Annotated in this window: 17 protein-coding genes; 6 read left to right on the top strand and 11 right to left on the bottom strand. The window is 42.9% G+C overall.

Annotated features, from left to right (window positions below; translation table 11 throughout):
• Positions 1-14: 14 nt before the first annotated feature.
• Positions 15-215, bottom strand: coding sequence for a hypothetical protein (locus ELZ11_RS02125; protein ID WP_137355720.1), 201 nt, complete (start codon positions 213-215; stop codon positions 15-17).
• A gap of 208 nt (positions 216-423) precedes the next feature.
• Here ELZ11_RS02125 and purU point away from each other — a divergent pair, with 208 nt between their 5' ends.
• The gene (gene purU, locus ELZ11_RS02120; RefSeq protein WP_137355719.1) at positions 424-1257 is read left to right on the top strand and encodes a formyltetrahydrofolate deformylase; all 834 of its coding nucleotides are present in this window, start codon (positions 424-426) and stop codon (positions 1255-1257) included.
• A 69-nt stretch (positions 1258-1326) separates the two neighbouring features.
• Here the strand turns inward: purU and ELZ11_RS02115 are convergent, their stop codons facing one another.
• Positions 1327-1923 (bottom strand): VOC family protein, encoded by a 597-nt coding sequence (locus ELZ11_RS02115; protein WP_137355718.1) that lies wholly within the window; start codon positions 1921-1923, stop codon positions 1327-1329.
• 312 nt (positions 1924-2235) lie between these two features.
• On the opposite strand from ELZ11_RS02115, the gene argS reads away from it, so the two are divergent.
• From argS to ELZ11_RS02100, 3 genes are all read left to right on the top strand, one after another.
• Positions 2236-3969 (top strand): arginine--tRNA ligase, encoded by a 1734-nt coding sequence (argS, locus tag ELZ11_RS02110; protein ID WP_137355717.1) that lies wholly within the window; start codon positions 2236-2238, stop codon positions 3967-3969.
• Between the two features lie 149 nt (positions 3970-4118).
• The gene (locus tag ELZ11_RS02105) at positions 4119-4547 is read left to right on the top strand and encodes an HIT domain-containing protein (protein ID WP_137355716.1); all 429 of its coding nucleotides are present in this window, start codon (positions 4119-4121) and stop codon (positions 4545-4547) included.
• Positions 4548-4689: 142 nt separating this feature from the next.
• On the top strand, positions 4690-5208 hold the full coding sequence (locus ELZ11_RS02100; protein WP_137355715.1) for a YqhA family protein: 519 nt from the start codon (positions 4690-4692) through the stop codon (positions 5206-5208).
• A gap of 49 nt (positions 5209-5257) precedes the next feature.
• Here ELZ11_RS02100 and ELZ11_RS02095 read toward each other — a convergent pair whose 3' ends face one another.
• The 5 genes from ELZ11_RS02095 to znuA all read right to left on the bottom strand — a co-directional run bounded on the left by ELZ11_RS02095 (position 5258) and on the right by znuA (position 13246).
• The gene (locus ELZ11_RS02095; RefSeq protein WP_137355714.1) at positions 5258-5488 is read right to left on the bottom strand and encodes a FeoC-like transcriptional regulator; all 231 of its coding nucleotides are present in this window, start codon (positions 5486-5488) and stop codon (positions 5258-5260) included.
• Positions 5485-7755 carry a Fe(2+) transporter permease subunit FeoB gene (gene feoB / locus ELZ11_RS02090; RefSeq protein WP_137355713.1) on the bottom strand — a complete coding sequence of 757 codons (2271 nt, stop codon included), beginning with the start codon at positions 7753-7755 and terminating at the stop codon, positions 5485-5487. Before feoB ends, ELZ11_RS02095 begins: the two co-directional genes overlap by 4 nt.
• A complete protein-coding gene (locus tag ELZ11_RS02085) occupies positions 7755-7976 on the bottom strand; it encodes a FeoA family protein (protein WP_137355712.1) in 222 nt (73 codons plus the stop codon). The genes feoB and ELZ11_RS02085 overlap by 1 nt, the downstream gene beginning before the upstream one ends.
• A 757-nt stretch (positions 7977-8733) precedes the next feature.
• Positions 8734-12126 (bottom strand): AraC family transcriptional regulator, encoded by a 3393-nt coding sequence (locus tag ELZ11_RS02080; RefSeq protein ID WP_137355711.1) that lies wholly within the window; start codon positions 12124-12126, stop codon positions 8734-8736.
• Between the two features lie 235 nt (positions 12127-12361).
• Positions 12362-13246 carry a zinc ABC transporter substrate-binding protein ZnuA gene (znuA, locus tag ELZ11_RS02075; RefSeq protein ID WP_137355710.1) on the bottom strand — a complete coding sequence of 295 codons (885 nt, stop codon included), beginning with the start codon at positions 13244-13246 and terminating at the stop codon, positions 12362-12364.
• Between the two features lie 83 nt (positions 13247-13329).
• Here znuA and znuC point away from each other — a divergent pair, with 83 nt between their 5' ends.
• Together znuC and znuB are read left to right on the top strand one after the other, a co-directional pair.
• Entirely contained in the window at positions 13330-14115 is a 786-nt protein-coding gene (znuC, locus tag ELZ11_RS02070; RefSeq protein ID WP_137355709.1) for a zinc ABC transporter ATP-binding protein ZnuC, read from the top strand.
• Complete coding sequence (gene znuB, locus ELZ11_RS02065) at positions 14108-14893, top strand: zinc ABC transporter permease subunit ZnuB (RefSeq protein ID WP_137355708.1); 786 nt, start codon at positions 14108-14110, stop codon at positions 14891-14893. The genes znuC and znuB overlap by 8 nt, the downstream gene beginning before the upstream one ends.
• Positions 14894-14964: 71 nt before the next feature.
• Here the strand turns inward: znuB and sucD are convergent, their stop codons facing one another.
• The 4 genes from sucD to sucA all read right to left on the bottom strand — a co-directional run bounded on the left by sucD (position 14965) and on the right by sucA (position 21239).
• Positions 14965-15837: a succinate--CoA ligase subunit alpha gene (gene sucD, locus ELZ11_RS02060; RefSeq protein WP_005476019.1), complete on the bottom strand. Its 873-nt coding sequence runs from the start codon at positions 15835-15837 to the stop codon at positions 14965-14967.
• On the bottom strand, positions 15837-17003 hold the full coding sequence (gene sucC, locus ELZ11_RS02055) for an ADP-forming succinate--CoA ligase subunit beta (protein ID WP_137355707.1): 1167 nt from the start codon (positions 17001-17003) through the stop codon (positions 15837-15839). Before sucC ends, sucD begins: the two co-directional genes overlap by 1 nt.
• Before the next feature lie 189 nt (positions 17004-17192).
• Complete coding sequence (odhB, locus tag ELZ11_RS02050) at positions 17193-18401, bottom strand: 2-oxoglutarate dehydrogenase complex dihydrolipoyllysine-residue succinyltransferase (RefSeq protein WP_137355706.1); 1209 nt, start codon at positions 18399-18401, stop codon at positions 17193-17195.
• A gap of 21 nt (positions 18402-18422) precedes the next feature.
• Positions 18423-21239: a 2-oxoglutarate dehydrogenase E1 component gene (sucA, locus tag ELZ11_RS02045; protein WP_137355705.1), complete on the bottom strand. Its 2817-nt coding sequence runs from the start codon at positions 21237-21239 to the stop codon at positions 18423-18425.
• Positions 21240-21290: the final 51 nt, after the last annotated feature.

The raw sequence follows: 21290 nt of genomic DNA, 5'->3' as shown, positions 1-21290 counted from the left end.
TTTATCGAGTTTTACTATTTACGATTCAAATAACGAGAAAGCCAAGGGGCAGCTTCAAAACCATTGTCAGAACATTGCATTGCTTTGGCCGCATCTGAAGGCGATGCTTTGCATTCCCACATTTCAGTCAGGATATCTTCATCCATTTGCTCATCGCCCAGTAACGAGTTTACTCTTTCACAGTACAACTTTTTTGCTAGTAACTCTTTATCCATTACGTGCCACCTTTGTAAAACAAATCTCAATTTGGGTGTTGCTGTAATCAACGAAAATTTATTAAGTCGGTAAATGCTTTGTAGATTTTGTTGAAACCAAATCGATAATAGATTAATTATAGCTCTCATATTGCGGCATAGTTCACCGTTCGACAGCCGATAATTAATTCACAGAATAAAAAAAACATTTCATGGAAGTAGGATGAAAATGGAAAAGAAAACACTGCTAACACACTGCACTGATGCCCCTGGACTAATCTCTAAGATCACTAACATCTGTTACAAGCATCAACTTAACATCATCCACAACAATGAGTTTGTAGACAACACAAGCGGCCACTTCTTCATGCGTACGGAGCTGGAAGGTTACTTTAACGATGAAACGTTTCTCGCCGATTTAGACCAAGCATTACCAGAAAATGCTAAACGCAAACTGGTTGGCCCTTCTCGTAAACGCGTAGTTATTCTCGTCACCAAAGAGGCACATTGTCTTGGTGATATTCTGATGAAGAATTACGATGGCAGCTTAGATGTAGAAATTGCTGCAGTAGTGGGTAATTACGACACGCTACAAACGCTGACGGAACGTTTTGATATTCCTTACCACTGTGTTTCTCATGAAGGTTTAAACCGTGAAGAACACGAAGAAAAAATGCTAGAAGTGATCGACCAATATCAAGCCGATTATTTGGTTCTGGCTAAATACATGCGTGTACTGACTCCTGGCTTCGTAGAAAAGTACAACCACAAGATCATCAATATCCACCACAGCTTCTTGCCTGCTTTCATCGGTGCAAAACCGTACCAGCAAGCTTATGAGCGTGGGGTGAAAATCATCGGTGCAACCGCACACTTTGTAACGAATGACTTAGATGAAGGCCCAATCATCAAGCAAGACGTTATCCCTGTCGATCATAACTTCAGCGCAAAAGACATGGCGCAAGCAGGCCGAGATGTAGAGAAAAACGTGCTTAGCAAAGCCCTAAATAAAGTGATTAACGATCACGTATTTGTCTATGGCAACAAGACCGTTATCCTTTAGCCTTAGTTCGTTAATCCTCAATGAAAAAGGTAGGCATTACGCCTACCTTTTTTGTTTACAAGCAAGTAATTACCCCTGCTCTGAAGCCACAATATTTTTTAAAGAATGAGGATGCAATTTGATGCACACGCCATTGTATTTAAAGGCAACTGTCGGGTTATTGAGTCGTTCACCTTCGCCTTTCGGGCTCGAAAGCTTCACTTTCACACCTAAGCTACGTAATCCGTCGTAATTCTGTGCAAAGTTTGGATACGTCGTCTTTAAATCTGCCAAGTATTCTTCTGCGGTTTGCGTATGTGAAGGAATCACGAATTCGACATGCTCCCAATCTTGAGTAGGGTACAATTTACCTTCAGCCGGATATGGCAACTCTAAACATTCAATTGACCAACCTTTACTGGTTAGCGGTGTATTGAACTCTAGAACGATAATAGGGCGACCATTGATTTGAGCTTGTGAGATTGTATTTCCATACTCTAGCCAATTTTCATGAGCGGCCTTAGCGAGTTCGGTTTCATTAATGCGTAACGCGATGTGATCAGCTTGAGCAAAGCTTAAATCCAAATGAAGTAGCTCTCCAAGTTCGATAATTTTATCCATAAAATCATCTAATCTAGCGATCATTTGTGCAGGCTCTAACCCTGCTTGCTGTAATCGTTCTTGCATTACTCTCACCTCTAATAATTTTGGCTGCATAGTAACAAGTTTGATTACTTGAACAAGCCCGCGTTGCAATATTTACATTGTTTGAATTTATCAATTCAGTAATCCGCCCCTGTCTACGCTTTTATACATAGAAAAGACATAAATTTCCTAGTTTCTGCCCTATAAGCGAGCCGATTAAATTGGTATCATTACCGCCATTTTTGTGAACTCAAACAGAGTCTGTTGTTAAAATAGTCAGCTATTGCTTTATCGCATAACTACTCGAACTGTCTAACAACCGCTCTTATCATCCTTGAATTGAAGGAAACGCGTGTGAATATCCAAGCACTTATTAATGACAAAGTATCTCAGGCTCTAGAAGCCGCTGGCGCACCTGCAGGCTCTCCTGCTGCTGTTCGTCAATCTGCAAAACCACAATTTGGTGACTACCAAGCTAACGGCGTAATGGGCGTTGCAAAGCGACTAGGCACTAACCCTCGAGAATTTGCTCAAAAAGTGTTGGATGTACTAAACCTAGACGGTATCGCTTCTAAAGTTGAAATCGCTGGCCCTGGTTTCCTTAACATCTTTCTTGACGAAGCTTTTCTAGCAAAACAAGCTGATGCCGCTCTTGCAGATTCTCGTTTAGGTGTAGCTGAAGCTGAAGCGCAAACTATCGTTGCCGACTACTCAGCTCCAAACGTTGCAAAAGAAATGCACGTAGGCCACCTACGTTCGACTATCATCGGTGATGCGGTTGTTCGTACTCTAGAGTTCCTTGGTCATAAAGTCATTCGTGCTAACCATATCGGTGACTGGGGTACTCAGTTCGGTATGCTTATCGCTAACCTTGAGCGCGTTCAAGCTGAGTCTGGTGAAGTTTCAATGGAACTTGCTGACCTAGAAGGCTTCTACCGTGAATCTAAAAAGCTTTACGATGAAGACGAAGAATTCGCAGTTAAGGCACGTGGTTACGTAGTGAAGCTGCAAAGCGGCGACGAGTACTGCGCAGAAATGTGGAAGAAGCTTGTTGATGTAACTATGGTTCAAAACCAACGTAACTATGACCGCCTAAATGTATCTCTAACTCGCGAGCACGTGATGGGTGAGAGCATGTACAACGACATGCTACCTAAAGTCGTTGCTGACCTAAAAGAGCAAGGTCTAGCGAAAGAAGATGACGGCGCACAAGTTGTATTCTTAGATGAGTACAAGAACAAAGATGGCGATCCGATGGGTGTAATCATCCAGAAGCGCGACGGCGGTTTCCTTTACACAACAACTGACATCGCTTGTGCAAAATACCGTTACGAAGAATTTGGCGCTGATCGTGTACTTTACTTCATCGACTCTCGTCAACACCAACACCTGATGCAAGCTTGGACTATCGTTCGTAAAGCTGGCTTTATTCCAGAATCGGTTTCTCTTGAACACCACGCATTCGGCATGATGTTAGGTAAAGACGGTAAACCATTCAAGACTCGCGCAGGCGGTACGGTTCGTCTAGCTGACCTTCTTGATGAAGCAGAAGTTCGTGCAGCACAGCTGATCGAATCTAAAAACCCAGAACTAGCAGAAGACGAGAAGAAAGCAATCGCTAATACAGTTGCAATGGCAGCGGTTAAGTACGCAGACCTTTCTAAGCACCGTACTACTGACTACGTGTTCGATTGGGACAACATGCTTGCATTCGAAGGTAACACAGCACCGTACATGCAGTACGCATACACTCGTGTAGCTTCTGTATTTGCTAAAGCAGGCGTTTCTATGGATTCTCTTGAAGGTGAAATCAAAATCACTGAAGAGAAAGAAAAAGCGCTTATCGCGAAGCTTCTACAGTTCGAAGAAGCGGTACAATCTGTTGCTCGCGAAGGTCAACCACACATTATGTGTAGCTACCTATTCGAGCTTGCTGGTCAATTCTCTAGCTTCTACGAAGCGTGCCCAATTCTTGTAGCAGAAGACGAATCAACTAAGCAGAGCCGTTTGAAACTTGCAGCTCTTACTGCTAAAACGATCAAACAAGGTTTATCTCTTCTAGGTATCGAAACACTAGAACGTATGTAATTTACATATCAAGATTAACTAAAAAGGTTGGTGTTTCACCAACCTTTTGTTTTATCTATCAAATAGTCAACGTAAAAATTGTTCTCTTCCCCTATCTTGCTCTACACTCATAACCAAATTGATTCCGCTTAATCATTGGAAATATCATTATGAGCTTCGAACTACACCCTCAACTTGCAAAAGACACGACTGTCATTGGCAACTTCCCACTGTGCATGGCACTTCTACATAAAGATAATGCTGTACCTTGGGTCATATTGGTTCCTAGGCATGCAAATCTAAAAGAACTACACCACCTACCGATGAAAGAACAACAACAGTTTTTATTGGAATCTCAAGCAGTTAGTCAAGCCCTCGAAGCTACGTTCCAACCGGATAAATTAAACCTAGGCGCATTAGGTAACATGGTGCCACAACTGCACATACACCATATCGCACGTTTCAAAGATGATGTTGCATGGCCTGGGCCTGTTTGGGGGAATACAAACGGTGTTTTCCGTGCAGACGACGAGCAACAAGAGTTGTTAACCCGAATTCAGAATGTACTTTCTCTTAGTTCACTGTTTAAGAAAGCCTAACTACAAAAATCACTATGGTGTCAGTAGCTTTATTGACATCACTTTATTACTTATTTGTAATAATCTTTAACTAAAAGACCGTATTATCACTCACTCTGTTTCATCGTACACTTTCAGCCGTTCAATAAGCCGAGAGATAATAATGAAACAAACATTCAACCTATTTCGTCACGTAAGCTGGATCGCCATTGTCTGTTCAATGCTTGCTTCATTTCTTCTGTTTTTAATGGGTGCAGCTAAAACCTATTCTGCTTTCGCGGTATTCGTATTAAATGAGCTACCACCAGCTAGTCTAGCGCATCTAGATAAAGCCGATATTGCCATTTCGTACTTAATCAAGTCGTTAGATACGTTTCTAGTCGCTTTGGTGTTATTCATTTTTGCACATGGTGTTTACACACTTTTCATCGCTAATAAAGATGCTGAGAAAACCAAGAAAATCAAAGTGTTGAGTTGGATAAGAACACCGAATATTGGCCACCTAAAAAATATCTTGGCCGAAGTTATCATTGTGATTTTGTTTGTTAAATTCTTAGAGTTAGTACTCATAAACTTCAACAGCATCGGTTGGGATATTTTGGTCTTACCGACTTCAATACTACTACTCAGCGTTGGCCTTAAGTTTCTTGGCCTTGGGCATACCGAAAGTACCGACAAATAAACACAAAAAAGCCGCTATCTAAGCGGCTTTTTACTTTGTAGATTCGGCTTTACATAGTCACTGTAATAGCAAGATCATTAATTTTGGTTAGGCTATAACGAACACGAGTAACATGTTGTTTAGCGTTAGTATCTACCAAGCGGCTTACTTGCCCCTTTTTAATCAATACATTCAGCATTGCGTCTACACCATCTTCAGTTAGGTAGAACTGCTTCGCTAGTTCTTTACCCGAAACGATCCCAGAGCTTTCAATCTGCTTTTTCAGCTCATCCAAGATCATGCGATTTGCGTCTCTAGCACTTGCTGCTTACTACCGGCTTTTCGAAAAACCATGTAAGTCACAACAAAACCACCCAGAATGCCTACAATCCACAGCATGCTCGACATTGGGTGTTCAGCAATATGCATAACTTGATAATAAAGTACCGCACCACCATAAGCTAAGCCCATCGTCCACACAGCGATAAAGCGGGCATATTGACTGCCGAATTCTTTAACGTAAGCCCCCATAGCTGCAACACATGGCGTGTAAAGCAAGATAAATACAAGATACGCAAAAGCTGCATGCCCGCTAACAAAGTGTGATTTCAAGTTACCAAAGATTGTTGTATCAACTTCTTGCTCTTCCGCTACTGCGGCAGTATCAGTTAAATCACCGACTTCAATCCCTAGTGGATCGCTAAAGCTCAAACCTGTTAAATTTTCAGGAATCGACATCACCGCTTCATTTAAACTGCCCAACAAATCGTACTCACTTTCTTCCGCATCAGCTGAGGTATAAAGGTTGTTTAATGTTCCTACTACCGCTTCCTTAGCGAAAATACCGGTGATGATCCCAACCGTAGCCGGCCAGTTATCTTGATTAATGCCGATTGGTGCAAATACAGGTGTAACCACTTGAGCCGCTTTCGAAAGAACAGAGTTTTCACTGTCTTCATTACCGAACGAGCCATCAGTACCGACTGAGTTAAGGAAGCTCAGAATGGTCACTACAATCACAATTGTGCGGCCTGCACCCAACACAAAACGCTTTAACTTTTGCCAAGTTTTGATCATTACGTTCTGTAACGTAGGTAGCTCATAATCAGGCATTTCCATCACCAAGCTGTCGCTTGAGCCAGGGTATAAAGTGTGTTTTAAGAAAAGGCCAGTAAATACAGCCGCCAAAATACCTAATAAGTACAAAGCAAAGACAATGTTTTGCCCACTATCAGGAAAAAATGCGGCTGCAAATAATGCATAAACAGGGAGGCGAGCACCACACGACATAAATGGAGCCATTGATGCTGCGAGCTTTCTTTCACGCTCTTGGTCTAAAGTTCTCGTCGCCATAATAGCCGGAACATTACAACCAAAACCCAGCACAAGAGGGACAAATGCTTTGCCAGGTAAACCAATCTTCTGCATCACTTTATCTAGCACAAATGCCGCACGCGACATATAACCAGAACTTTCCAGAACCGCCAAAAACAAATACAAACATGCGATCACAGGAATAAACGTCGCAACGGTTTGAATACCCCCGCCAACTCCGTCGGCTATCAAGGTCACTAGCCATACAGGTAAGTGGTCATCGAGTAAGTAATGCCCACCATCGACCAAGAGTGCTCCAACTCCAATATCAAAAAAATCGATGAACGCACTACCAATGTTTATAGAGAACATAAACATCAGGTACATAACAACGAAGAAAAATGGCACACCGACCCATTTGTTTAATATCAGGTTATCGGCTTTTTCAGTGAAACTGTGGCTTAGCTTACCTTCAGAGCGGCGCACTTTTTTGCAAAGTTCATGTAGGTAGCTGTATTTCACGTTCGCTACGAGTAGATCAATGTCGCCATTCATATGGGCCTGAGCTTTTAGAATTCCCTCACGCTCAGACTGGCTCAGTGCATTTACCACCAGCAAATCATTTTCCAATGAACGTATTGCTAACGCTCTCGATGACACTTCGTTTGCACTAAACACGCGACTGACTTGCTCAATCGCACTTTCAAATTCATCGCCGTACTCAAGAGTAAAATCTTGCAAGGCGATCCCTTGAACAAGTGCTTTGTGCAATTTGTCTTTAAACGCCAAAACTTGCTGTTTGTCATTCGAAGACAAAGTGAATACAGGGCACCCCAACTGTTGCTCAAGTAGTTTTACATCTAAGACTTGGCGTTCTCTTTTTAACGCATCCATTTTATTGAGAACCACTACCATTGGGCGGCCTAATTCTCGCAACTGCAATGTCATATACAAGCTTCGTTCTAAGCAAGTTACGTCAACTACGTTAATTATTAAATCTGCTGGGTGGCTAACAATCGCTCGAGAAGCAATCGATTCATCTATGCTATTACTATCATTGCCACTATCTAATGCATAGATACCCGGTAAGTCAGTTAGGCTAAACTGATCGCCAGAATGACTGTAGTGTCCCGTCTTTTTCTCTACGGTGACACCCGCCCAGTTACCGACTTGTTGCTTAGCACCTGTTAGGCCATTGAATAGCGTTGTTTTACCACTGTTGGGATTACCAACTGTAAGAACCTTATACTCCATTATTGCACCTCAATTGCAGCAGCTATGTTTTCTCTAATAGCAATAGACACACCACGAACCTCAACTTGTAGTGGGTCCCCCATTGGCGCTCGACGGATGAGTGTCACCTCGGTTTTTGGCAACATACCCATCACCATTAGTTTTTTTCGGACATCAGGACTTAACTCACTGAGTTCTACAATAGTGGCAGCCTTGCCTTGCTGTAATTCAGATAGCTTCATATTCGTTAAATTCGCAAAGTGGTAATGAGAAGGATTGTTATTACCACTAATATTAACGCTAAATAACCACAATATTACTATGTGAAATCAATGTTTTCATAAATGATGACGTAAAAACCGTTAAAAACGCTGTCGTCAATTTTGTTATTTTCCTTCCAAAAACTTGAACCACCAAACTAGTACAGATAAGAAAGTAAATTTAATTTCCTATTTATCAATCAGTTATGTTTATGTCGTTTTTTTAGGGTAAAGTTGGCGTTAATTTTATAAGGAAATTAAGTGGGCAGACGTATAGTTACTCCATCGAAAGGAAACGTCTTCCTTTCAAAGTTATTCCAGAGGTGATATGGCTCGCCATATCACTCCGGCAGCAAGCGAAGGTGTCATTGGCACCCGTGGTATAGTCCCCCCGGCTATACCACGATATTTTTTTTCTTGTCCCCTCTAACTCTCTAACTCTCTAACTCTCTAACTCTCTAACTCTCTAACTCTCTAACTCTCTAACTCTCTAACTCTCTAACTCTCTAACTCTCTAACTCTCTAACTCTCTAACTCTCTAACTCTCTAACTCTCTAACTCTCTAACTCTCTAACTCTCTAACTCTCTAACTCTCTAACTCTCTAACTCTCTAACTCTCTAACTCTCTAACTCTCTAACTCTCTAACTCTCTAACTCTCTAACTAGCATGATTCCTACCCTGCGGGTAAAAAAAAAGCCCCAACGTCACGTTGAGGCCTATTTAGATGGCTTATTTCAATTAGCTTTCAGCTGTCTCCACGAACTTAGATGGTGATACACCAAAATGATGTTTAAACCTTTGACTGAAATAAGAAGGATCATTAAATCCACAATCAAAAGCCACATCTGAAATCTTAGCGCCTGAAAGCAATCGCTCACAAGCCTTCTCTAGACGAACTTCATTCAAGTAGTCTTTAAACGTTCTGCTTGTCATAGATTTAAATCTTCGCTGTAGACTTCGTTCTGAGACATACAACTGTTTAGCCGCAACCGAAGTACCAAAGTCTGGATCAGCATAATGCTCAGCGATCAATAAACGAACTTTATTCATCCACTCTTCTTCAGCACTTAACTGAATCGGCGATGTTTTCACATCAAGTACTTCTAATGACTCAACACGTTCTCCAACGGCATCTATTGCTTTCACTTCCATTTGGCGTTCAAGTGGCCAAGTCAGTTGCACTTTATTCTGAGTATCGGATATGAATATCTTTAGATCGCCGCCACTCTGCTGCATCAGTAAAGGTAACTTATCGATATTCAAATCGACTGAAGCATTATGCACCTGATCCGAACCACTAGATAAGTGCTTGGGCAGTGGAGAGCCATGATCTAGAAAGGTGATACTCAGATCATCTTCAAATTCTTCCAATATCACAGTCAACTTTTGGCTACGGAAACTTCGTTTTAACACGTTAGCGATAAAACTGTTGAACACGACATCCAAATTAAAATACGACACTCTAACAAAATGCTGATTGGTTAAAACCTTAATATCCAGCTCGATATCTGATTTAGACAGCTCTTCACGCCAAACCGTGAACACTGAGTTCAAGACAAACAGGATATCGTAGCAATGCTCTCCTAACTGCCCGTCGTTTCGCGAATTCTTCAATTGATCGAGACCAGTTTGTAGGTTGATAACTGCAGAACTCGCTTGCCCTTGTTGCCAGTCAGGTACCGTATGCAAAAGCATCGCTACGTCCCCCACCAACTCTTCAGATTTGTGTTCCACCAAAGCATTTTTTACTTGCAACTGCTTACGTAATTGCTGGTTCGTGGTTAGCAATATTCGACTTTGATGTCGTAATTGATCAGTCTTTAAGGCAACTTGCGCTTTTAACTGCCTATTCGCTAACGCCATAAACCGAGAACGCCACAATACGATTATCGTGATCATGCCAATCGTGCCAAAGATAAATGTCACCGCTGCCCAATTGGTTAAATACCAAGGCTTGGCGACACTAAATCGTTGCTCGGCACCAATAAAATTAAGGTCCGGATATTTCATCGAGCGAACTTGTAAAACATAATCCCCAGGTAATAGGTGATCTAAAGTTAATAAGCCGCCTTCAAACACACTCCAAGAATCCGTGGCATTGAGTCTATATTCAAGCTCTTGGGTTGAAGCAACGGGAACGATACCCAGTTTGAACGTCACCGATGCCCCATACTTGAACGGAGATAAAACCTGATTACCGCCGCCTAAAGATACGGTGTTTTGGTCAACCGTCACTCGGCTAAATAGCGCTCGACTTTGAGGTGTACTAGCGACAAGCAAATCAGCTGACACTGCACTTAACACACCATATTTTGAACCCAAGAAAATAATCGAACCTAAATCGGAATCAAACAAAGACGAACAAGAACCAGAAGTGAATTCATTGGTAATCAAACCAAAAGGAGCGCCAAAATGCTTTCTTAATTGACCAGCCATATCGTAGTAGCTTAATCCTTTGGAAGAACCGAGCCACATCCCATCTTCACTTGGCATCAGACATTGAGGGCTAATATTGTCTTCAATTAAGGGGACTTCCTGAACATCACGTCCACCTTGCGCCACACGGTATAAACCATAGCTACTTGCAAACCATTGGGTGCCAAGTTGATCAATTGCGATATCGACCGTTTTCCCAAACCTTTCGCTAGCGCGGTTAAAACTAATCTTTTCTCCTACAAAGGAGTAATAACCATGATCGGTGCCAATCAACACACCACTATCAGGCGTCGCTTCTATTTCAGTTATCTTGGTCGGTAGATATTTTTCAACGAGCCAAGTGCTCCCGTAGTTCTTTACCGTGTGATTGTTTATATCAAATGAATAAAGGGTTTCTCCAGACGTAAGCCACACAACGTGACTATCTGTAAGGGCGAGATGCTGGATTGCTAGGTTTTGAATTTCTCTAGGAACAGGTAATATTCGAGACTCCGAACTATATCGGTCAATGCAAATGAGCCCCTCCTCTGTTGCGAGCCACAACTTATCATCGACAATCAGAAAATCAGAGACCGCCCCCGCATACAATTGTTTAGGGGGACTATCGTCACCATGACTTATGTAGTAAAGGCCTGATGTTGAAGAAGCCCAATATCCTTCGGTGTCTAGTGCTTTGACTTTAGTTATGACGACATCACTTGAGTGAATCCCTTGTCCGTAAATCGGTTTTCTAGAAAAGGTTTTACTAAATAACGAGAAATAACGAATACCATTACTGGTTGCTATCCAAATTCCTCCAGCGCCATCACTTCTTAATGAATAAATTTTTTCTCCCGGTAACGAGAAATCCTCGTAGGGGTTCTTTGCTATTTTCTCATCATTCCCGGACAAAAAGTTATAGGTGTATAAACCATGTTCCGTTCCAATCCAATATTCGGTCGACGTCTCTGCCAGCGCCAACACATGCGATCGCCCTATTCGTTTTACAATTCCATTAGGGTTAGTGATATCAATAACTACAGCACCGTTAAGCGTACCTATCACTAGCTCCCGGCGAGACTTGGAAAAATACAGTTTTTCTACGTAATGTTTCCCTGAAGCAGAAATGTGAGAAAAGTTGCCTTCAGAGGATAAATATACTCCTGAGCTTGTCGCCAACACCCATTTAGTCAACACAACCTGAGCGTCGTTAATGTCTATTTGGCTGCTTTTATTATGTTGATAAAGCTCAAGCAGAGAATAAGTATCGAACTGTTTGGTTTTCGTGTGAAAAGTATAAAAATTCGTTCCGTCGGTCACCCAAATGTAATCCCCGGAGCTTCCAAGATTGGTGATCTCCGCACCAGGGCTTAAGCTGAAAGCGAGTGTTCGTCCTAATCCAGGGGTATTTTCATAAACTTCGTTATCGAAATAGGTCCAAAATGTATTGTTGACGAAGCCTAACTTTTCGGCTGGAAAGTCTAACAGGCTGCCTTTTCTTGGTAATAAAGTCCTACCATCATAGAACAGCACTTTTCCATGAACGTCATGCACCCATACCCCACCGTTATCACCGATGAATAGATTTTGAGCAGCCAAAAACTTCCCTTGCGCCTGAATGGGCAATGGATAAAAAACGGATGGCGAAGAGCTTAATGCAAATGCATTAAAACACAGCCCCCATAGAATGAGCAGTTTGAATACGTTGCGACGCAATTTTCGACCCTAAAGCAGCAAAAACTAGAAATCACCTTAATGTAAATATGCATTAAGTTATTTAAAAATAAGTATTTATTGTTTTTTTTAGATGATAATTATGTCTATCATTCTAGCCGAAAATCGTATTTAAAGTAGAGAGTTTACAAAGCGGGCTTTAAAATTAACTAGGTGATCACGTAATTGCGGTAAGAATTCCTTCATTACGCGAAACACCATAGATTTATTAGACGGGTTAGTTATTAGCTAGACACTCTTCATAGCTATTTGCAATGCCTTTGATGAAAGTGAAGTAGCTCCCTGATTTCACTTCGATAGAAGAACCAACAGGGTCCAGCTGACCTTGCCTTACATTACTGCCTCTAGTTACGGATTCAATAACCGCGGGAGTAAACTGTGGCTCTGAAAATACACATTGAACATTATCTTTTACTAAGGTTTTTCGAATTCTAATCAACGTCTTGGCTCCAGGCTTTCTATCTGGGCTTACGGTAAAGTAGCCAAGGTTGTTTAGTCCGTATGTCTCTTCAAAATACCCATATGCGTCGTGGAAAACGTAATAACCTTTATCTTTAATTGGATTAAGCGTGTCGATGATATCTTGTTCGGCCGTATTCAGATTCACTAAGAAAGCCTTCAAGTTTTGCTTATAAATATCAGTATTCTCGTGATCACGTTCGATCAGCTTTTGACTGATAGCTTGGGCAACCAATTTTACTTGCTCCGTACCTAACCAAAAATGTGCATCGACACTACCGTGATTATGCCCTTCGTGTTCTTCATGCTGCTGCTCACCGTATTCTCTCAGCGGCAAATTAGGTATGTCGCTAATCGTAAGAACGTTATCTTTGCCTTCTGTTACTTTAGTAAGAAATGATTCCAACTCAGGTCCAAACCAAATAAAAAGATCAGCGTTGTTCAGCTTTTTAACATCCGACGGTTTTAGTGCATAATCATGTGGGGACGCATTGTTACTCATCACCACATCTGGCTGCGTTACATCAAGAGTTAACTCGGTAACAATCATTTGGATTGGTTTGAAACTAGTCAATACGGTAGTAGCTTGCGCTACAATTGGCGTCAGTAAAACACAGCCGCCCAAAAGCAAAGAACGAAACATACAGCCTCAATAAAGGAAAAGTAGCTTAGGAAGTTCACAAATGTTACATTATAACATTAGTTAATTGCAAATGAGTTCTATTCATGGATAGCTTAATCCAACTCGATGGTGTCAGTGTTGAATTCGACGGACGAAAAGTTCTCGATTCTATCTCTCTTAAGCTAGAGAAAGGTAAAATTACCACATTAATTGGGCCTAACGGTGCAGGTAAATCCACCTTAGTTAAAGTCATTCTCGGCCTTCAAAAGAAATACACTGGCTCACTCACTCATCACAGTAAGTTGGTGATTGGCTATGTTCCCCAAAAGCTCAAACTTAATGATTCCCTCCCACTGAATGTGCAGCGATTTTTGAAGCTAACAGGTCGATTTAGCAAACAAGAAATCCTAGAAGCGCTGCGCTTGGTGGGTGCCGAACACTTGCTGCTTAGTAATATGCACAAATTATCGGGTGGAGAGAACCAGCGTGTTTTAATCGCTCGAGCACTATTACGTAGACCCGATCTTTTGGTACTCGATGAACCCGCGCAAGGTGTCGATGTACAAGGGCAAATTGACTTATACGAGTTGATTGACACATTGAGGCATCGATTTGGTTGTGGTGTATTTATGGTTTCGCACGATTTACATTTGGTCATGGCAAAAACCGACGACGTGATTTGTTTGCACCATCACGTTTGTTGCTCAGGTTCACCTGCTGATATCAAACAACATCCATCGTATATCGCGCTATTTGGCGGAGCTCCGCAAGAAACTTTGGCATTCTATCATCACGAGCATAGTCATCATCACCATGACTTAGCAGGCCAGCCAGTTAAAGGCGACGCGCACCAATGCTCTCACCAATCACATGGGCACCATCATGATTGAGTTTCTATTACCTTCAATTCTTGCAGGTCTAGGCATCGCAGCAATCGCAGGTCCGCTAGGATCATTTGTAGTTTGGCGAAAGATGGCTTATTTCGGCGACACATTAGCTCATGCTTCTCTCATGGGGCTAGCACTCGGCTTTTTATTGGACATTAACCTATATCTTGCCCTACTTGTTTGCTGCTTGTTACTTGCAACTGTCTTAGTCACACTACAAAAACAGCAACTCGTCGCAACGGATACTCTACTCGGTATTCTGGCTCACAGCTCATTGTCTTTAGGCCTTGTCGCCGTCAGCTTTCTAGATAATGTTCGTGTAGATTTAATGAGCTATCTATTTGGTGATCTACTCGCTGTATCACCGACTGATTTATGGTTTATTTTTGGTGGAGTCATTGCGGTAGGCTATATTTTAGCGTTGTGTTGGCGCTCTCTGCTATCTACGACAGTCAGTGAGGATTTAGCGGCCGTAGATGGTATTAATATTGATTTAATGCGCTTGGCTTTAATGTTAATGGTTGGGATCGTGATCGCGGTAGGCATGAAATTCGTTGGTGCCTTAATCATGACTTCACTTCTCATTATTCCAGCAGCTACAGCTCGTAAGTTCTCCAAAACTCCTGAGCAAATGGCGCTACTCGCATCCTTAATTGGTGCAATAGCGGTTCTACTCGGCCTGAGTTTATCTTGGTTTTATGATACTCCAGCAGGTCCATCAGTTGTTCTCAGTGCAACCTTTATGTTTATGCTCGTCCAAGGCATTAGAACGAAGAGCTAAGTGAACTATCAGATACAAAAAAGCTTGGTAAATACCAAGCCTTTTTATTATCTATCGCGATAATACGCAGATTACCAACCAGTAATCTCGCGTAGACCTTTACCGATGTCAGCAAGAGACTTAACAGTCTTAACGCCTGCAGCTTCTAGTGCTGCGAATTTGTCTTCAGCAGTACCTTTACCACCAGAGATAATCGCACCAGCGTGGCCCATACGTTTACCTGGAGGAGCAGTAACACCCGCAATGTAAGAAACAACTGGCTTAGTTACGTTCTCTTTGATGAACGCTGCAGCTTCTTCTTCCGCAGTACCACCGATCTCACCAATCATTACGATTGCTTCTGTTTCCGGGTCTTCTTGGAACAGCTTTAGGATATCAATGAAGTTTGAACCTGGGATTGGGTCACCACCGATACCAACACACGTCGACTGACCAAAGCCTTCGTCTGTAGTTTGTTTAACTGCTTCGTAAGTAAGAGTACCTGAACGAGATACAATACCTACTTTACCTTTCTTGTGGATGTGCCCAGGCATGATACCAATCTTACACTCATCTGGAGTGATAAGACCTGGACAGTTAGGACCGATCATGCGAACGCCAGTTTCTTCTAGCTTCACTTTAACATCGATCATATCTGTAGTTGGGATACCTTCAGTGATCGTTACGATTAGCTCGATACCTGCATCAATCGCTTCCAGAATTGCATCTTTACAGAAAGGTGCTGGCACGTAGATAACTGTAGCTGTTGCGCCAGTTGCTTCTACTGCTTCACGTACTGTGTTGAATACAGGAAGACCTAGGTGAGTTTGACCGCCTTTACCAGGAGAAACACCACCAACCATTTGAGTACCGTAAGCAATTGCTTGCTCTGAGTGGAAAGTGCCTTGACCACCAGTGAAACCCTGACAGATTACTTTAGTGTCTTTATTAATTAGTACAGACATTATTTAGCCTCCGCAGCAGCAACAACTTTTTGAGCAGCGTCTGTTAGAGACTCAGCTGCAATGATATCAACATCAGAATTAGCAAGAACTTCGCGACCTAGATCAGCGTTAGTACCTTCAAGACGAACAACAACAGGAACTGTTACGCCAACCTCTTTAACCGCACCGATAATACCTTCAGCGATCATGTCACAACGAACGATACCACCGAAGATGTTTACTAGTACTGCGCTAACATTGTCATCAGAAAGAATGATCTTGAATGCTTCAGCTACACGCTCTTTTGTCGCGCCGCCGCCTACATCAAGGAAGTTTGCTGGCTTGCCACCGTGTAGGTTAACGATATCCATCGTCCCCATTGCTAGACCTGCACCGTTAACCATACAGCCAACGTTACCGTCTAGTGCTACGTAGTTTAGTTCCCACTGTGCAGCGTGCGCTTCGCGCTCATCTTCTTGAGATGGATCGTGCATTTCACGTAGTTTAGGCTGACGGTACATCGCGTTTGAGTCGATGTTGATCTTTCCGTCTAGACAAAGAAGGTTACCTTCGCCAGTGATAACAAGCGGGTTGATTTCTAGTAAAGCTAAATCGTACTGAGCGAACATTTCACCAAGACCCATGAAGATCTTAACGAATTGTTTGATTTGATCGCCAGCTAGACCCAATTTGAATGCTAGTTCACGGCCTTGGTAAGCTTGAGGACCTACTAGAGGATCGATCGCAGATTGGTGAATCAACTCAGGAGTTTCTTCAGCGATTTTCTCGATATCCACACCGCCTTCAGTCGACGCCATGAATACAATTTTACGAGTTGCACGGTCTACAACTGCGCCTAGGTAAAGTTCGTTAGCAATGTTCGAAGCTTCTTCTACTAGGATCTTAGTTACAGGCTGACCATTCGCGTCTGTTTGGTAAGTAACTAGGTTTTTACCAAGCCATTTTTGAGCAAACTCTTTAACACCTTCTTTAGTGTCGTGCAGCTCAACGCCACCCGCTTTACCACGGCCACCTGCGTGCACTTGACACTTAACTACTTTCTTTTCAGTGCTGATACGGCCAGCAGCTTCGAAAGCCTCTTGAGCAGTATCACATGCGAAACCTTCTGGTACAGGCAAACCGAATTCTGCAAACAGCTGTTTGGCTTGATATTCATGCAAATTCATTTTGTTATTCCATTTGTTTATCCCTAAAGGGATTTATTATTTCCATTAGACAATCAGCATTGCTGAGTCTACATCGTAGGGTGCTTCTAAACTCTTATCGATTCTTCGATAAAATCTAAACTAAATGTGAGCATATTTAGCTTACTAAAATAGAGAGTCCACAAATGCGAACTCCCTATAGCGCTCAACTTATACGTCTAGTAATAAGCGAGCTGGATCTTCTAGTAATTCTTTAATTGTCACTAGGAAGCCAACTGATTCACGGCCATCAATTAGACGGTGATCGTATGACAACGCTAGGTACATCATTGGTAGAATTTCTACTTTTCCATCAACAGCCATCGGGCGCTCTTGGATTTTATGCATACCAAGAATTGCTGATTGAGGTGGGTTGATAATAGGCGTAGACATCAACGAACCAAATACACCACCATTTGTGATAGTGAAGTTACCACCGATTAATTCATCAACTGTTAGCTTGCCGTCACGGCCTTTGATTGCCAGCTCTTTGATGCCTTTTTCGATGTCTGCGAAACCTAGAGTATCGCAATCTTTCAGTACAGGAGTAACAAGACCACGTGGAGTCGATACTGCCATGCTGATGTCAAAGTAGTTGTGGTAAACGATGTCTGTACCATCGATTGACGCGTTAACTTCAGGGAAGCGTTTTAGCGCTTCTGTTACCGCTTTCACGTAGAAAGACATGAAACCTAAACGAGTGCCGTGGCGCTCTTCGAATTGATCTTTGTACTGCTTACGAAGATCCATGATTGGCTTCATATTAACTTCGTTAAACGTAGTCAGCATCGCTGTGCTATTTTTCGCTTCAAGTAGACGGTTTGCAACAGTCTTACGAAGACGAGTCATTGGAACACGTTTTTGACTACGTGCCGCAGCAGGTGCTTGAACCGGCGCCTCTGCAGATGCAACTGGTGCAGATTTAGCAGCAGCTAAATGAGCATCAATGTCTTCACGAGTAATACGACCACCAACACCCGTACCTTTCACTTGACCAGCGTCAAGGTTGTGCTCAGCTAATAGACGACGAACCGCAGGGCTCAACGCGTCATTGCTCTCTTCTGACAGAGATGCTTTATGACGCTTATCAGGAGAAGCTTCTGTTTCTTCAGTTGTGTCTGTCGTTGGTTCACCCGCAACTGCACCCGGCTTAAGCTTAGCGATAAGTTGCTTAGAAAGTACTGTCGCACCTTCTTCTTCGATAATAGCTTCTAAAACACCCGCTTCAGGAGCTGGTACTTCTAGAACTACTTTATCTGTTTCAATATCTACAATGACTTCATCACGAGCAACGGCTTCACCAGGTTTCTTGTGCCAAGTTGCAACTGTTGCGTCAGCCACTGATTCAGGTAAATCTGGAACCAGAATTTCAATTGTCATATCTGTGTCTTCCTTTTACTTCTAGTTCTTAATTAGGGTCAGAGCGTCTTCAATCAACGCTTTTTGTTGTTTCAAGTGTACTGACATGTAGCCTACAGCAGGAGAGGCTGACGCAGGGCGACCTGCATACTTAAGATCAGCACCAGCTGGAATTGCTGCACGGAAGTTGTGTTGACTACTGTACCAAGCACCTTGGTTTTGAGGCTCTTCTTGACACCAAACATAATCTTCAACGTTCGTGTATTGTGCGATAGCGGCTTCTACATCTTCTTTAGGGAATGGGTAGAGCTGCTCAATACGTACAATCGCAACATCATCTTGCTCATTCTTACGACGCTGCTCTAGAAGGTCGAAGTAAACCTTACCAGAACAAAATACGACACGTTTCACTTTGTCTGCTTTAAGGTCGTCAATCTCAGCAATCGCTGGCTGGAACGTACCTTGAGATAATTCTTCAAGTGAAGAAGTACAAAGCGGATGGCGTAGCAAAGACTTAGGTGACATCACAATCAGAGGGCGACGCATCGGTCTCACAACCTGGCGACGAATCATGTGATAAACCTGAGCCGGCGTAGAAGGAACAACTACTTGCATGTTTTGTTCAGCACATAACTGCAAGTAACGCTCTAAACGAGCTGATGAGTGTTCTGGACCCTGACCTTCATAACCATGTGGAAGCAGCATAGTAAGACCACATAAACGTGCCCATTTCTGCTCACCAGAAGAAATAAATTGGTCAATTACAACCTGAGCTCCGTTCGCAAAGTCACCGAACTGAGCTTCCCAAAGCGTTAGGCCGCCTGGCTCTGCTGTCGCATAACCGTACTCAAAAGCAAGAACCGCTTCTTCAGACAGTACTGAGTCAAATACTTGGAATGGACCCTGCTTATCATGGATATTCGCTAGTGGAACATACGTGCTTGCATCAGTTTGATTATGCAGTACTGAGTGACGGTGGAAGAAAGTACCACGACCAGAATCTTGGCCTGAGATACGGATACGTTTACCATCGTCAACCAATGTCGCGTACGCCAACGTTTCAGCCATACCCCAATCAATTTGCTTCTCACCATTGATCATCGATATACGATCGTTGTACAGCTTATTCACTCGGCTTTGCAGCTTGTGGCTGTCCGGGTATTGACAAAGTTTTGTACCTAGATCTTTCAATCGCTCTAGTTCAACTTCGTTATCCCATTCGATATTCCAGTCGTGCCCTAAGTAAGGAGCCCAATCAACAGAATGCAACGCCATTGGACGCCATTCTTTAACCACAACTTCACCGTGATCCAGAGCATCACGATACTCGTTTACTAATTGTGTAGCAGTTTCGATATCGAATTCACCACGGTCAATTAGAACGTCCGCGTACAGCTTGCGAGGAGTTGGGTGCTTTTTGATTTTTTGGTACATCAGAGGCTGAGTTGCATTTGGCTCATCAGCTTCGTTGTGACCGTGACGACGGTAACAAACCAAATCAATTACAACATCGCGACCAAACGTATTACGGTAATCCAACGCTAAACGAGCAACAAACGCTACCGCTTCTGGATCATCAGCATTCACGTGGAAAATTGGCGCCTGTACCATCTTAGCGATATCGGTACAGTACATCGTAGAACGTGTATCACGAGGGTTTGACGTAGTAAAACCAACTTGGTTGTTCACTACGATACGAACCGTACCACCAACACAGAAGCCACGAGCTTGAGACATATTGAATGTCTCTTGCACAACACCTTGACCTGCGATTGCTGAATCACCGTGAATCGTAATAGGTAATACGCTACGCCCATCTTTGTCGCCTAGGCGATCTTGGCGAGCACGTACAGAACCAATTACAACTGGGTTTACGATTTCTAAGTGTGAAGGGTTGAATGCTAGCGCTAAGTGAACATCTCCACCTGGGGTCGCAAAATCTGCTGAGAAACCTTGGTGATACTTAACGTCACCTGTACCCCACGTGTCATCATGTTTACCAGCAAACTCATCAAATAAGTCTTGAGGCTTTTTACCTAACACGTTAACTAGCATGTTCAAACGACCGCGGTGAGCCATGCCCACTACAACTTCACGCATACCCTGCCCACCGGCATGACGAATGATTTCTTTCGTCATTGGGATCAGCGCGTCACCACCTTCTAGAGAGAAACGCTTAGCACCAGGGAATTTAGCGCCTAAATAGCGCTCAAGACCTTCGGCAGCAGTTAGCTCTTCTAGGAATGATTGTTTTTCTTCGCGGTTGAATGATGGTTGACCAGACACCGATTCTAAACGTTGTTGAATCCAACGTTTTTGTTCAGTGTTAGTCATGTGCATGTATTCTGCACCGATAGAACCACAGTACGTTTGTTTAAGTGCTTTATATAGATCTTTCAGCACCATCGTTTCTTGGCCAATGGCAAAAGAACCGACGTTAAACGTTTCGTTGAAATCATCTTCGGTGAGGTTGTGGAATGCAGGATCCAGCTCAGAGACTGTATCGCGCTTCCAAAGACCTAGCGGGTCTAGATTTGCAGCTTGATGCCCTCGGAATCGGTAAGCATTGATAAGTTGCAGTACTTTTACTTGTTTAGCATCGACATCAGGATCACTAACTTGGACGTTGTAATGCTTTGTCTCTTGGGCGAGTCGTCTGAAGTATTCGCGAACTCGTGAATGTGGTTGTTCAACCACTTCTGAAGATTGCACAGGCAGATCTTCAAATACACGTTTCCACTCCTCACTAACCAGATCGGGATCACTTAGATACAGTTCGTAGAGTTCTTCTACATAAGTTGCATTGGCGCCAGCCAAGTGTGAAGACTCGAGCCATGCCTTCATCACGCCGTTGTGCATATTTTCCCTTAACCAGTAGGTTTCACGTTTGCTGCGGTCTATGCCGAGCTA

The sequence above is a fragment of the Vibrio profundi genome, from assembly GCF_005281835.1.
Lineage (GTDB): Bacteria > Pseudomonadota > Gammaproteobacteria > Enterobacterales > Vibrionaceae > Vibrio > Vibrio profundi.
Note: the sequence above shows the minus strand (reverse complement) of the source record. Positions and strands in the feature narration are given on the sequence as shown.

Bases quoted from the DNA above. Each gene is read 5' to 3' on its own strand.
- odhB (WP_137355706.1), bottom strand. From the start codon at position 18,401: ATGACAATTGAAATTCTGGTTCCAGATTTACCTGAATCAGTGGCTGAC.
- ELZ11_RS02105 (WP_137355716.1), top strand. From the start codon at position 4,119: ATGAGCTTCGAACTACACCCTCAACTTGCAAAAGACACGACTGTCATT.
- sucA (WP_137355705.1), bottom strand. From the start codon at position 21,239: ATGCACAACGGCGTGATGAAGGCATGGCTCGAGTCTTCACACTTGGCT.
- ELZ11_RS02115 (WP_137355718.1), bottom strand. From the start codon at position 1,923: ATGCAAGAACGATTACAGCAAGCAGGGTTAGAGCCTGCACAAATGATC.
- feoB (WP_137355713.1), bottom strand. From the start codon at position 7,755: ATGGAGTATAAGGTTCTTACAGTTGGTAATCCCAACAGTGGTAAAACA.
- ELZ11_RS02095 (WP_137355714.1), bottom strand. From the start codon at position 5,488: ATGATCTTGGATGAGCTGAAAAAGCAGATTGAAAGCTCTGGGATCGTT.
- purU (WP_137355719.1), top strand. From the start codon at position 424: ATGGAAAAGAAAACACTGCTAACACACTGCACTGATGCCCCTGGACTA.
- sucD (WP_005476019.1), bottom strand. From the start codon at position 15,837: ATGTCTGTACTAATTAATAAAGACACTAAAGTAATCTGTCAGGGTTTC.
- sucC (WP_137355707.1), bottom strand. From the start codon at position 17,003: ATGAATTTGCATGAATATCAAGCCAAACAGCTGTTTGCAGAATTCGGT.
- znuB (WP_137355708.1), top strand. From the start codon at position 14,108: ATGATTGAGTTTCTATTACCTTCAATTCTTGCAGGTCTAGGCATCGCA.
- ELZ11_RS02100 (WP_137355715.1), top strand. From the start codon at position 4,690: ATGAAACAAACATTCAACCTATTTCGTCACGTAAGCTGGATCGCCATT.
- znuA (WP_137355710.1), bottom strand. From the start codon at position 13,246: ATGTTTCGTTCTTTGCTTTTGGGCGGCTGTGTTTTACTGACGCCAATT.
- znuC (WP_137355709.1), top strand. From the start codon at position 13,330: ATGGATAGCTTAATCCAACTCGATGGTGTCAGTGTTGAATTCGACGGA.
- ELZ11_RS02085 (WP_137355712.1), bottom strand. From the start codon at position 7,976: ATGAAGCTATCTGAATTACAGCAAGGCAAGGCTGCCACTATTGTAGAA.
- ELZ11_RS02125 (WP_137355720.1), bottom strand. From the start codon at position 215: ATGGATAAAGAGTTACTAGCAAAAAAGTTGTACTGTGAAAGAGTAAAC.